Annotated in this window: 11 protein-coding genes; 7 read left to right on the top strand and 4 right to left on the bottom strand. The window is 51.2% G+C overall.

Translation table 11 applies throughout. From position 1 onward, the window contains the following. Nucleotides 1-2 precede the first annotated feature (2 nt). Nucleotides 3-857: a helix-turn-helix transcriptional regulator gene (locus tag PW844_RS22190; protein ID WP_299456430.1), complete on the top strand. Its 855-nt coding sequence runs from the start codon at nucleotides 3-5 to the stop codon at nucleotides 855-857. Then, the gene (locus PW844_RS22185; protein WP_299456428.1) at nucleotides 857-1,243 is read left to right on the top strand and encodes a PTS fructose transporter subunit IIB; all 387 of its coding nucleotides are present in this window, start codon (nucleotides 857-859) and stop codon (nucleotides 1,241-1,243) included. Before PW844_RS22190 ends, PW844_RS22185 begins: the two co-directional genes overlap by 1 nt. On the opposite strand, the gene PW844_RS22180 is transcribed toward PW844_RS22185, so the two are convergent. Beyond that, nucleotides 1,205-1,975, bottom strand: a complete 771-nt coding sequence (locus PW844_RS22180) for a phosphatase (RefSeq protein WP_299456426.1) — start codon at nucleotides 1,973-1,975, stop codon at nucleotides 1,205-1,207. The two genes, PW844_RS22185 and PW844_RS22180, sit on opposite strands and share 39 nt — an antisense overlap. A gap of 46 nt (nucleotides 1,976-2,021) precedes the next feature. Next, a complete protein-coding gene (locus tag PW844_RS22175) occupies nucleotides 2,022-2,675 on the bottom strand; it encodes an HAD-IA family hydrolase (protein ID WP_299456424.1) in 654 nt (217 codons plus the stop codon). 299 nt (nucleotides 2,676-2,974) lie between these two features. Between PW844_RS22175 and ptsP the strand changes: the two genes are divergently transcribed. The 5 genes from ptsP (at nucleotide 2,975) to tal (ending at nucleotide 9,419) form a co-directional block, all read left to right on the top strand. Continuing rightward, the gene (gene ptsP, locus PW844_RS22170) at nucleotides 2,975-5,485 is read left to right on the top strand and encodes a phosphoenolpyruvate--protein phosphotransferase (protein WP_299456423.1); all 2,511 of its coding nucleotides are present in this window, start codon (nucleotides 2,975-2,977) and stop codon (nucleotides 5,483-5,485) included. A 64-nt stretch (nucleotides 5,486-5,549) separates the two neighbouring features. Then, entirely contained in the window at nucleotides 5,550-5,870 is a 321-nt protein-coding gene (locus tag PW844_RS22165; protein ID WP_299456421.1) for a PTS fructose transporter subunit IIB, read from the top strand. A 156-nt stretch (nucleotides 5,871-6,026) separates the two neighbouring features. Next, a complete protein-coding gene (locus tag PW844_RS22160) occupies nucleotides 6,027-7,130 on the top strand; it encodes a PTS fructose transporter subunit IIC (RefSeq protein ID WP_084879629.1) in 1,104 nt (367 codons plus the stop codon). Between the two features lie 9 nt (nucleotides 7,131-7,139). Further along, complete coding sequence (locus tag PW844_RS22155) at nucleotides 7,140-8,393, top strand: class II D-tagatose-bisphosphate aldolase, non-catalytic subunit (RefSeq protein WP_299456417.1); 1,254 nt, start codon at nucleotides 7,140-7,142, stop codon at nucleotides 8,391-8,393. A 75-nt stretch (nucleotides 8,394-8,468) separates the two neighbouring features. Beyond that, on the top strand, nucleotides 8,469-9,419 hold the full coding sequence (gene tal / locus PW844_RS22150) for a transaldolase (protein WP_299456415.1): 951 nt from the start codon (nucleotides 8,469-8,471) through the stop codon (nucleotides 9,417-9,419). Nucleotides 9,420-9,473: 54 nt separating this feature from the next. Here tal and feoB read toward each other — a convergent pair whose 3' ends face one another. Together feoB and feoA are read right to left on the bottom strand one after the other, a co-directional pair. Next, nucleotides 9,474-11,789, bottom strand: a complete 2,316-nt coding sequence (feoB, locus tag PW844_RS22145) for a Fe(2+) transporter permease subunit FeoB (protein WP_299456413.1) — start codon at nucleotides 11,787-11,789, stop codon at nucleotides 9,474-9,476. Continuing rightward, complete coding sequence (gene feoA, locus PW844_RS22140; protein WP_299456411.1) at nucleotides 11,786-12,013, bottom strand: ferrous iron transporter A; 228 nt, start codon at nucleotides 12,011-12,013, stop codon at nucleotides 11,786-11,788. Before feoA ends, feoB begins: the two co-directional genes overlap by 4 nt. Nucleotides 12,014-12,431 lie beyond the last annotated feature (418 nt).

The raw sequence follows: 12,431 nt of genomic DNA, 5'->3' as shown, positions 1-12,431 counted from the left end.
ATATGAGCGCATTCATACAATCAATTTTGAGCGAATTCAGTACCCAGTGTTCCACGACGGAAACCGTGCTGATCGCCAATGGCAACGCACTGGCACCCATCATGGCGTACCATCTGCATGTGCCACGCATTGAGCTGACGGTGAAAGGAACGCTCAGCATGCTGATCCCCCAAGGGGAAGATAAGATCGTCAAATGCCAGCGCCCGGTGGGTAGCGTGACCTACATTCCCGCCGGTAGCTGGAACTCGCCGTTGTGGGGAGAGCCCGTAATCTGCATGTCCATCGTCTTCTGGAAGCAGGATGTCGGGTTTAGCATCAGCAACTGGGACGGAACGCAGTTTAAAGAGGTGGAGAAATTTAACCTGCAAAACTCCATCAGCTCAGTGCGTGACCGCCTGCTTGAGCTGGCGGAGATCCTGGCCTGGACGCATAACCGCACCAGCGAAACCTTTGCCCATATCGTCTATGCGCTGCTGAACGATCTGTTGTACCAAACCACCGACGGTATGAATAATCACAGGGAGCCGCTCTCCCTGCTCGATGAAATCAAAAGCCATATTGATAGCCACTACCAGACGGATATTAGCCGGGAGAGCGTTGCCGAAACCTTCAACATCTCACCGGGCTATCTGTCACGTCTTTTTTCCCGTGAGTCAGACGTAAAATTCAATGAATACCTCAAGTTAGCCCGGATCTCACGTTCGAAAACGTTGCTGACAGGCACCAACCTGAAAATCAATGAAGTCTCAGAGAAGTGTGGTTTCGCCGATACCAACTATTTCTGCAAAGTGTTCCGGGATGTCAATGACTGTACGCCACTGGAGTATCGGCGTAAGAACAAGGGAGTAAGTTTATAATGGCCCGAACAACAAAAGATGAAGTGCATCCTTTCACCAGTGAACGCAACCTGCATATCGTGGCGGTGACCGCCTGCGCCACTGGGGTGGCGCATACCTACATGGCGGCCGAACAACTGGAAAAGCTGGCGAAAACCTATAATTTTTCGATCAAAATCGAAACCCAGGGCGTGCTGGGATTAAAAAACCCGATCACCGAGAAAAATATCCTCGACGCCGAACTGGTCATCATTGCCTCTGATATCACCATCGACAACGCATTGCGCTTCGAGGGGTGCCGCATCCTGAACGTCTGCATCAACTCCCTGCTGCTGAAACCGGCTGAAGTGGTGTCGGCCATCCGAAAATCACTCAGTCTGCCCAGAGGCAACGTTATCGAGCTTTAGCAACGCATCAATCTCCGCAATTCTCTCACCGCCGTGACGTTCAAGAAACTCAAGCACGCGCCACGGCGAAGCATTAAGAATCCGCTCGGCGGGAAAATCCGCCTCCTGTAACAGCGGCAGGCAGGCGCTGAAATCCCCCACCGCAAATGCGCTGTGCGCATCGGTTCCCAGCGATAGCGTCCCGCCGCTATCGCGAACGGCGGCAATAATTTTGCGGCAATTCCCCTCACTACCCTTTCTTGAATGCACAAACGAGGCGTTATTCACCTCCAGCGCCACATTGCAGGCTTTTGCCGCCTCCACCACTGCCGGGATATCAATCGGATACTCAGGATTGCCAGGATGACTGATGATATGCACCTTACCGCTGGCAATCACTGCGATCAGCACATCGGTATGAGTGACGATATCCGCCGGGGCGAACACCTGCTTATGGAACCCGGCAATCACCACATCCAGTGCAGCACGCATTTTGTCGCTGCAATCGGTCTCACCTCCCGCTTTGATATTCGCCTCAATGCCCCGCAGAATCCCCACCCCATCGACCACGCGCGGCAAAATCCGCATGTTGCTGAAGTGAAACGCGTGAGGTGCATCCACCATTTCCGGGCCATGATCGGTGATGGCGATAAGTTTGAGTTTTTTGCGTACCGCTGCGGCAATGTAATCATGAACCGTGCTGTAAGCGTGGGTACTGGCTACGGTGTGCATATGCAGATCAACGTTGTACATCGTCACTTCTCCCTTTGCTGGCCCCTGTCTCTGGCAAACTCCGTGGTTAAAACCTGAGAGAAAAATCGGCACCACGCTGATGCGTCACAGCGAGGTCGAGGTAATGGCGGATGGTGGCGTAAGCCTCAATATCATGGGCAGTCGATTGCGGCGTCAGAACCTCCACCACCACACTCCCCGCCGCACTGGCTGAGCGCAGTCCCGCCTCCGAATCCTCAAAGGCGATGCACCCGGACGGGGATACATTGAGTTTTTGCGCTCCCTTGAGGAAAGGCTCCGGATCAGGTTTACCGCGCTGAATATCCTCACTGGTCACCAGCACGCCAGGGAACGGAAAACCGGCCTGGTGAATACGTGCAGAAGCGACCCGCAACGAACCAGAGGTGACAATTCCCCAGGGAACGTGAAGCGCGTTGAGCCGGGTGAGGAATTCGGCGGCACCAGCCACCGGGGTAATCCCCTCGGTGTTGCGGGCTTCATAATCTTCCAGTGCCAGGAATTCCTGCCCGATAGTCGCCTCGCTGGCGTCCGGCATAAAATGACGCAGCGTGCTGATGGCCGGTTTGCCATGCAGATAATTACGCACTTCCCCGGCGTTAAAGCCTTTTCTATTTGCCCAGGCACTCCATGACGCTTCGACGAAATCCAGTGAGTTGACTAAGGTCCCATCCAAATCAAATAACAGCCCACGAAAATGCATATTACTCACCATCAGCGGAATTAAAGAGATATGCCTATTATTTACCCCCTCACTGCCCGGCATTAAAGAGTAAAAATGAAGCTTTAATAGCAATTCCGACACCACTCTCCGCAGCCGTTATTAATTTATGACAAAGTTCACAAAACAAAAACAGAAAACCTTTTTTCAAGTAAAGGATACATTTTTTCTATTCAATCCTCCGGGGAAACGCGGAAGGATAGTAAACATCAAATGCAGGGTTTCATATCTGCCTGGAAAAATTAAACAGCGTTTCTCTTCGCGATTTATTGGGAGTGATCATGTCAGAATTAATAAGCTATCAATGTGAGCTTAAGGACGGAATTCATGCCAGACCGGCAGGCCACATCGAGCGTCTTTGTAATTCCTTTCAATCTAATGTGCGCTGGAAAAATATCCGTACCGGCCTCGAAGGCAGTGCAAAGAGCGCCCTTTCGATTGTCTCCACCGATACCTTATTGAATGATCGCTGTGAAATTACCCTCAGCGGTGAAGATGCATGTGACGCCGCACATCAGCTGTCGGCCTTACTGGAAAAACTGCCGTCTTTTGAAGTGACGCAGGAAGAGGAACCCGCAGCGCCAGCAGGTTATCTGCCCCGTTCCCTGCGGGAAACACAGCTAAGTTTTATCCAGGGATCACGCATCAGCGGTGGTGTGGCGATCGCCAGACCGGTAATTGTCCAGAGCCTGACTTTGCAGGAGATACTGGCACGTAGCCCGGTACAGGATCACTCCGCTGCCCAGGAAAAAGAGTCGGTGATTACCGGTCTGGAAGCCTTGAAAAATGAGAAAGTTGCCGCTCTGGAGATGAATAACGGTGTCGAGCACGATATTATTCAGGCGCATTTATCGATTATCACCGATGCTGCTTTCCAGAGCGCCATCACCGGCTTTATCCATAACGGCAACAATGCCTGGTCAGCGATTACACTTGCCGCGATAGAGTTCTGTGAAATACTTAACCGTTCATCGAGCAAATATATTAAAGAACGAACCCTCGATGTATTAGATATTACCAGTCAGTTATTGATGACGTTGTATGGTGCTAATGCATTACCACAAAACAACCTGGAACTGACAGAACCATCAATTATTCTGGCCGACAATCTGACCCCGAGCAAATTTCTCGGTATCAACAAAGACTGGCTGGCAGGCTTGGTATTATCCTCAACAGGTAAAACCTCGCATACCGCCATCCTCGCGCGTTCACTGGGGATTCCCACGCTGACAGATATCAACTTTTCGGCGCTGAACCTGCACCCGCAACAGGATATTATTATTGATGGTAACCCGGGCATTCTGATCACCGCCCCGGATGCGCGGGTGCTGCGTTATTACCGTCATGAGATTGCCGTACAACAGCAAATGCAGCAACAGATGCTGGCAAATGTCCACCAACCCGCCGTCACAGCGGACGGCCATGGCATCGAGATCGCCGCCAATATTGCCAGCCTGGCGGAAGCCGTCGCCGCCTTTGACAATGGCGCAGAAGGCGTCGGTCTGTTTCGCACCGAAATGTCGTTTATGGACCGCGCAACCCCGCCAGATTATGCCGAGCTGGCCGCGCTTTACACCCATGTAATGGCGCACGCCGCGGGCAAACCGGTGATTTTTCGTACCTTTGATATCGGCGGTGACAAACCGGTGGATTATCTGAATATTGGTGACGAAGAGAACCCCTTCCTGGGATTCCGCGCGGTACGCACCTATCGGCTCTACCGGGATTTGTTCAGCATGCAGCTGAAAGCAATTCTGACCGCCTCCGCGCATGGACCGGCCAAAATCATGATTCCGATGATCTCGAACGTTGATGAGGTTATCTGGTGTCGTGAGGTGCTGGCCGCAGTGATGCAGGATATGGATAACGCCGGATTGCCTTATAACGATGGCATCGAATTAGGCGTGATGCTGGAAGTGCCATCGGTTATCTTCGCCATTCCTGAAATCGCCGCCTATGCTGACTTTTTCAGTGTCGGCAGCAATGACCTGACCCAATATTTCTTTGCCGCCGATCGGGGCAATTCCCAGGTGGCAGATGTGTATGACAACTATGCCCCCTCCTTCTTGCGTGCCATGCAGTTCGCCGTTGAAGAGGTACATCGAGCCGGTAAATGGATTGGCATCTGCGGCGAACTGGGAGCCAGCCAGGACTTCCTGCCGCTGTTCACCGGCATGGGCTTTGACGAACTCAGCATGAGCGGCACCGCCATTCCCGGCGTCAAGCATGCGTTGCGTGAGCTTAACTTCGCGAAATGCCAGCAACTGGCGCGGCATGCCGTCACGCTGAAACGTTCGGCTGAGGTAAAAGCGGCGTTGCAGGCTCCCGATGTCAAACAGGTCAGCAGCAAGCCGATCCTGGCTCCGGAATTTATGCTCTGCGGTTTGCAGGCCAGCGATAAAAATGAGGTCATCAAAATGATGACCGATAATCTGTGGCTGCACCATCGCACCGATAACCGGGAACAATTATGTGACGATATCTGGGTAAGGGAAGACAGCTTCTCCACCGCTGTCGGCTATGGTTTCGCCATCCCGCACACCAAATCCGATCATATCCGTTATTCGACCATCAGCATGGCCACCCTCGATAAACCCATTACCTGGGGGGACCAGCAAGTTGAAACCGTCTTTATGCTGACAGTGAATAAATCTGCCGATCCCAACCAGCATATGAAATATTTCTCCGTCCTTGCCAGAAAACTGATGAAAGAGGAGTTTCGTAATGAAATAAAACACGCCGATAACGTCACCGTACTCTACAACCTGATGACCAAAACATTAGATGTATAAAGTCAGGATCACGCAATAACACGTTTAATAATCAGCCAGACAAATAAAAGACCAGGAGTCAGTTATGAAAATCGTCGGAGTCGCAGCATGCATTACAGGCATCGCGCATACCTACATGGCGCAGGAAGCCATTGAACAGGAATGCAAAAAAAGAGGTTATGACGTAAAAGTCGAAACCCAGGGCGGCATGGGAATTGAAAATGAATTAAGCGAAGAAGAAATCGCCGAAGCAGATGTGGTGATTATGGCCGTTGCTATCGGTATCGAAGGCGTGGAGCGCTTTGAAGAAAAAGAAGATGCAGGCCGGATTATTTCATTAAACCCGGCTGAGGTCATTCGTAATCCGGCGGCGATCATTAATAAAGCCGAACAGCTTGCACAATAATCCTGCGTAAAATTGCGTTTATTTTTCGCAGAAACCAACGTGCATAACAACGTTAAATAAATTTCTGTGACCTCCGTTATTTCTGTGTACAGGCAATTATGCCTGCGGATTTATTCGACCATAGCACTGCGATCGCGGAGATCGGGAGGAATAAAAATGTCGGATACGATGAAAACCATTAAGGATGATTTAGTCAAAGCATTCAGCACCGGGGTGTCTTATATGATGCCGGTGGTGGTGGTCGGCGGGATCTGCCTGGCGCTGTCGCTGGTGGGTGGAGAGCCCACGCCGGGCAAAGGCATTGTGGTCACCAATCCATTCCTGCTAAACCTTGGAGCCATCGGTAGCGCCGGGCTGGGCATGATGATCCCGGTGCTCGCCGCCTATATCGCCTATTCCATTGCTGGCAAACCGGGCCTGACGCCAGGCTTAGTCACCGGATTTATGGCTGCCACGCCGCTCGGCGAAGCGCATGTGGTCACCGGCTTTCTCGGTGCGATGCTGCTCGGCATCCTGAGCGGCTACGTCGCGAAATGGGTCAAGACCTGGAAGGTCGGCAAAGTGCTGATGCCGGTGATGCCGATCCTGATTATCCCTATCGTTACCAGCTGCCTGGTCGGCATGCTTTATTTGTACGTGCTGATTGGCCCTATCGGTATGGCGATGAAATGGCTGGTGGCCATGCTGTCGAATATGCAGGGCGGCAGCGGCCTGGTGCTGGGTTTAATCCTCGGAGCAATGGCTGCCTTTGATATGGGCGGGCCAGTGAATAAAACCGCGACGGCATTTACCCTGGCGCTGATGGCCGAAGGGATATATGGCCCGAACGGTGCCTATCGTATCGCCTGTGCTATTCCGCCGTTGGGTATTGCGCTCTCAACGTTAATTTCGCGCCGTAAATGGGCGGAAGATGAAAGACGCATGGGCACCTCCGCCGCGTTTATGGGCTTAATTGGTATCACCGAAGGTGCCATTCCTTTTGCAGTGAAAAACCTTAAAACCGTTCTCCCCTCAATCATTATTGGCAGCGCCGTGGGTGCCGGTCTGGCGATGATTCATGGCGTGGAATCTATGGTGCCGCACGGTGGCTTAATTGCCATTGCTGGCGTGAATAAAGGCGCGATGTGGTACGTCATTGATATGGCCATCGGCGTCATTGTTACGGCTGTATGCCTGCATATTCTGCGACCCAACATTAGCGAAGTCGTTAAAAAAGAACCCGCTAAAAAACCTGTCACTTCCGATTTAAATAAAGCGTAAGGAGTTATTATGAAAAATACCATGAAACAGTACGTCGATTATATTGTCAACGGTGGAAAATCAACGATGCTGGGTATCGGACCCATGTCACCTGCGCTTATTCAGGCGTGCTTTGAACTGGGTAAAGAAAAAGATCTGCCATTGATGTTTATCGCCAGCCGTAATCAGGTTGATGCCGATGAATTTGGTGCAGGTTATGTCAATAACTGGGATCAGTTCCGCTTTGCCGCAGATTTAAAAGCAATGGCGGAAAAAGTTGGCTTCGATGGCGACTATTTCCTCTGCCGTGACCACGGCGGCCCCTGGCAGCGTGACAAAGAACGTAAAGACCATATTCCGGAAGCAGAAGCCATGGAACTGGCGCGCCGCTCCTATCAGATTGATATGGATGCCGGTTTCGACCTGTTGCACATTGACCCGACCAAAGACCCGTATGTCGTGGGGAAAGTGATTGATATCGAACTGGTGCTGAGCCGCACCGTCGAACTGATTCGCTTCTGTGAAGAATACCGTAAGGCCAACAACCTGAAAGAGTTTTTCTATGAAGTCGGCACCGAAGAAACCAATGGCGGCCTGACCGATATCAGCGCTTATGAAGGCTTTATTGTTGAACTCAACAAACGTCTGCTGGCCGCCAGCTTGCCACAACCGTTATTTATCGTCGGCCAGACTGGTACGTTGACGCGCCTGACAAAGAATGTCGGACATTTTAACGATAAACAGTCGGCTGAACTCTCGGCAATCAGTACCCGCTACGGTGTGGGTTTAAAAGAGCATAACGGTGACTATCTGCCGGATGACATCCTGCTGAAACACCCGGGCCTGGGGATAACCGCGATGAACGTTGCCCCGGCGTATGGCACCATCGAAACCCGCGCCTACCTCAAACTGGCCGAAGTAGAAAAAGATCTGGCGGCCAAAGGTTTTATCCAGTCCGCTTCTAATCTTAAAAATGTACTGACCCGTGAGTGCGTGCTGAGCCACAAATGGGAGAAATGGATGACCGATGAGCATAAAAACAAATCTGAAGAACAGATTTTTAATGAGCCGGAATTGCTGAAAGAAATTCTTGAACTCAGCGGTCATTATAATTATGAAAAGCCGGATGTCGTGAAAGAAATGAAAACCCTGTTCGCTAATTTGCGCTCTTTTGGCGTGGAGCCTGAGCGTTACGTAGTGAACAAAATCAAAGACATGATCCAGAATGAAGCGGAATGCTTCAATATGTCAGGTCTGACCTCACGCGTCGCTCAAGCAAAATAATCTTTTGACGCGATTAATAACCGGGAAAAGGATGTTCCCGGTGATCCGGCTAAACAAATTACCGAGGTAAAGATTGTGAACCAGCTTGAACAATTAAAGCAGCGAACCATTATTGTCGCCGACAGTGGGGATATTGATAGCATTCTGGCTTATCAACCCGAAGATGCCACCACCAACCCGTCATTAATTTATAAAGCAGCGCAGCTGCCGCAATATCAACAGCTAATAAAAGATGCGGTCACGGCAGTAAAGACGCGTCAGGCTGGCAAGGAAGCCCACCCCTCAGCTATTGCCGATTATCTGGCTGTCAGCATTGGTGCACTGATCCTGAAAAGCGTACCGGGACGTATTTCAACTGAAGTTGACGCGCGGCTCTCTTTTGACACCGAAGCCAGCATAGGTAAGGCGCGAGAATTGATCGCACTCTATGAAGAGAAAGGTATCACTAAAGATCGCGTCCTGATCAAACTGGCCGCGACCTGGCAGGGAATTCGCGCCGCTGAAGTGCTGGAAAAAGAGGGTATCAATTGTAATCTGACGCTATTGTTTTCTTTCGCCCAAGCCCGGGCCTGCGCCGATGCAGGCGTTTTCCTGATCTCGCCTTTTGTCGGACGTATCTATGACTGGTACAAAAAGAATAAACCGGACACCGTTTTTACCCTCGACAACGATCCGGGGGTTGAGTCAGTGCGCAATATCTATCATTTCTACAAAATGCATGGTTACCAGACGGTGGTGATGGGTGCCAGCTTCCGCACGCCAGAACAGGTGCTGGCGCTAAACGGCTGCGATCGCCTGACGGTTTCTCCAGCTTTGCTGGCACAGCTTCAGCAGAACGAAACGGCAGTTCCTGCTCCGCTCGCCTACGAAGGTACGCGCCACCCCAAACCTGATGCCATCAGCGAAGCAGAATTTTACTGGGCACACAATCAGGATGCGATGGCAGTCGAAAAACTTGCCGAGGGTATCCGCCTGTTTGCCATTGACCAAAATAGCCTTGAGACGTTACTCACACGGTATCTGTAAACCGCCAGTCATGGCCCCGGCAATTGTCGGGGCCATACTTATTGCAATGAAAACTTAGCTATTACAACATCCTTTGCAACCATCACATCCCGCACTATTTCCCGGTACTGGAATATTAAGTCGGTGTTCTTTTATCCGTTTGCCCCATTTACGCAGCAACACAATGATTACCACATTCACCACAATGACGCTGAACAGGCAGATTGCGCTGTAGGCCGGATGCGTACTAAAGGTCACGCTTTGATAAAACAGGGTGGCAAGAGAAAACGCTACATTCAGACCCCAGAAGAAAGAGAACAGCATCCAGTTTCTACCCGCTTCACGCGCAATCGCCCCCATTACCGAGACACAAGGCACATACAGCAGGACGAAAATCAGGTAGCTGTAGGCGGCAAGCACGCTGCCAAATTTCGCGCTCATCACCCCCATCTGTCCGGCAGCCATCTCACCATCGCCCTTACTGGCTTCGATCGGGTTGGCTAACGCTCCCAGACTGACTGCGGCTTTCAACCCTTCCCAGGTTGCGGTCAGTGAACCTGACAGTTCCGTCAACAGATTAAACTCCTCAGGGTTGAACCCACCACTTTGCACATCTTCACCGGTGTACAGGCTGTTAAGGGTCCCTACCACCACCTCTTTTGCCATGATGCCTGTCACCAGCCCTACCGTGGCCTGCCAGTTATCATCCGTGACCCCAATGGGTTGGAGAATCGGCGTAATCACTTTGCTGGTCGCTGCCAGCGCAGAATCGTTGATGTTATTCACCGTGTTGCCGTTAAACGAGAAGCTGCTCAGTACCCCGATAATCATACTGACAAGGATAATCACCCGGCCCGCGCGGATAATGAACATCTTCAGGCGTTGCCAGGTCTGAATCAGCAGGCTCTTCAGGTGCGGACGATGGTAAACCGGCAGCTCCATAATGAAAGGTGAGGCTTCGCCCCGCAGTAACGTATGTTTCAGGGTCAACCCGGTGATGATCGCCACAGCAATCCCCAGCACATACAACGAGAACACCAGGCTGGCACTGTGAGCACCAAAAAATGCCGCAGCAAACACGGCAAAAATCGCCAGACGCGCACCGCAGGACATAAAGGGAGCAATCAGTACGGTAATCAGGCGTTCACGCGGCGTATCCAGCGTACGCGCGCCCATCACTGATGGCACATTGCAGCCAAAGCCGACAATCAGTGGCACAAACGATTTACCCGGTAACCCCAATGCCTGCATCAGGCGATCCATTACGAAGGCCGCACGCGCCATGTAACCGGAATCCTCCAGAAAAGACAGGAAAAGATACATCAGGCCAATCTGGGGAATAATCGGCAGTACCGTATTGATACCCGCACCAATGCCCTGCGCGAGAAATACGGTCAGCCAGTCGGGGAAATGCAAGGTGTAGCCAAGCCATTGCGTGCCGTGGATAAACAACGCGACCGAGCCACTATCAAACACCGGTTGCAATGCCGCGCCGATATTAATCGACAGCACAAACATCAGGTACATGACACCGAGGAATATCGGAATCCCGGCCCAGCGGTTAAGCACGACCTTATCGATCAGGCCAGTAAGCTGGCCTGGTGCGGACTGATGGATATTGCTGACGCTGGTGCAAAGTTCGGTAATCGCACGGAAACGATAATCGGCAATGATCATACCCGGATCGCCACCGGCTTCTTTGTTTATCTCCGGCAGATGTTGCACCACACCGGAACAAATTTTCTGGCTGTTGAGATCTCCTTCCAGCAGCTGCAATGCCAGCCAGTATTGCTTTTGTTCCGGAATAGCAGACGGCATCATGGAGCGCAGTCGGGTGATCGTGGCTTCAATTTCAGCCGGATACGTCACCCATTTTATTGGTGCGAGATGATGGTGACTGTCGATGGTCTCTTTAAGCCTGGCAATCCCTTCGCCGCGCGTTGATGTCAGAGACACCACCGGACAGCCCAGTCGGCGGGAAAGCCCATCAATATCGATGCTGATATTCTGACTGGCGGCAATATCCTGCATATTCAGCGCGATAATGCAGGGAACGCCTAATTCCAGCAATTGCACCGTCAGAAACAGGTTATTTTCCAGATTCGACGCATCCACAACATTGATCACCAGGTCGGCCTGATCGTTAAACAGGTACTGACAGGCAATGCTTTCATCTATCGAGGTATCCGCCGAAATGGTGGTCAGCGAGCGCGTACCGGGTAAATCAATCAGATGCACATCGGATGAGGCCGTAAAAAATTGCCCTTCTTTGCGTTCGACTGTCACCCCAGCCCAGTTACCCACCCGCTGCCGCGCGCCTGTAAGCTGGTTAAATAAGGTGGTTTTGCCGGTATTGGGGTTGCCAATCAAACCAATGATTAATTTCTTCATGCGGTCATTTCCTCAAGAAGGATGGCCGCAAGATCCTGCTGTCGTACTGCCAGGCTGATGCGCCGCGTGCGAATTTGCACCGGGTCCCCCATCGGGGCCACGCGGATAACTTCGATAAGCGCGCCAGGGAGCATACCCATCGCCAGTAGCTTTTGCCGCCAGGCGGGATTAATCGGGCTTTTGTAGCCTGCAATCCGATAAACGCGGTTCGTTTTAATATGCATATCATCAGCCAGCTCAGTAACAAGGAGCTGATGATTATATAAATGATAACCATTCCCACTTTTGATCTAAGATCAGGTTATGGCGAACAATCAGGCTTTAACTTCAATGGCGGATTAACAACCGGTAATTTCTCACGTCATGCCAATGATGCCGTTTAATTCTGAAAACATCTGATTTTTCTGATATTTTCATATAGAATCACTAACGGCGCAGATGTTGAGTTTTGGCATGTTAATCTGTTGACTCAAAGTATGTTGTAATTATGAAACATCTTGTATCCGACATCGGATCAGATCACAGCATTAAATTATCGGGAGTGATAACTCAGTTCACATCTCAGGTCAGCCATCACCCGTATTTTATCCGGACAACAGGTCCCTAAAGACAGGAAGCTTTATTATGCCGATAGATTGAATT

The sequence above is a fragment of the Pantoea sp. genome (assembly GCF_028283705.1).
In the GTDB taxonomy this organism is placed as follows: domain Bacteria; phylum Pseudomonadota; class Gammaproteobacteria; order Enterobacterales; family Enterobacteriaceae; genus Pantoea.
The sequence above is the reverse complement of the archived record's forward strand: the minus strand, read 5'-3'. Positions and strand labels throughout refer to the sequence as shown.

Excerpts from the sequence above, each read along its gene's own strand:
- PW844_RS22190 (WP_299456430.1), top strand. The coding sequence starts at position 3 with ATGAGCGCATTCATACAATCAATTTTGAGCGAATTCAGTACCCAGTGT.
- PW844_RS22185 (WP_299456428.1), top strand. The coding sequence starts at position 857 with ATGGCCCGAACAACAAAAGATGAAGTGCATCCTTTCACCAGTGAACGC.
- PW844_RS22180 (WP_299456426.1), bottom strand. The coding sequence starts at position 1,975 with ATGTACAACGTTGATCTGCATATGCACACCGTAGCCAGTACCCACGCT.
- PW844_RS22175 (WP_299456424.1), bottom strand. The coding sequence starts at position 2,675 with ATGCATTTTCGTGGGCTGTTATTTGATTTGGATGGGACCTTAGTCAAC.
- ptsP (WP_299456423.1), top strand. The coding sequence starts at position 2,975 with ATGTCAGAATTAATAAGCTATCAATGTGAGCTTAAGGACGGAATTCAT.
- PW844_RS22165 (WP_299456421.1), top strand. The coding sequence starts at position 5,550 with ATGAAAATCGTCGGAGTCGCAGCATGCATTACAGGCATCGCGCATACC.
- PW844_RS22160 (WP_084879629.1), top strand. The coding sequence starts at position 6,027 with ATGTCGGATACGATGAAAACCATTAAGGATGATTTAGTCAAAGCATTC.
- PW844_RS22155 (WP_299456417.1), top strand. The coding sequence starts at position 7,140 with ATGAAAAATACCATGAAACAGTACGTCGATTATATTGTCAACGGTGGA.
- feoB (WP_299456413.1), bottom strand. The coding sequence starts at position 11,789 with ATGAAGAAATTAATCATTGGTTTGATTGGCAACCCCAATACCGGCAAA.
- feoA (WP_299456411.1), bottom strand. The coding sequence starts at position 12,013 with ATGCATATTAAAACGAACCGCGTTTATCGGATTGCAGGCTACAAAAGC.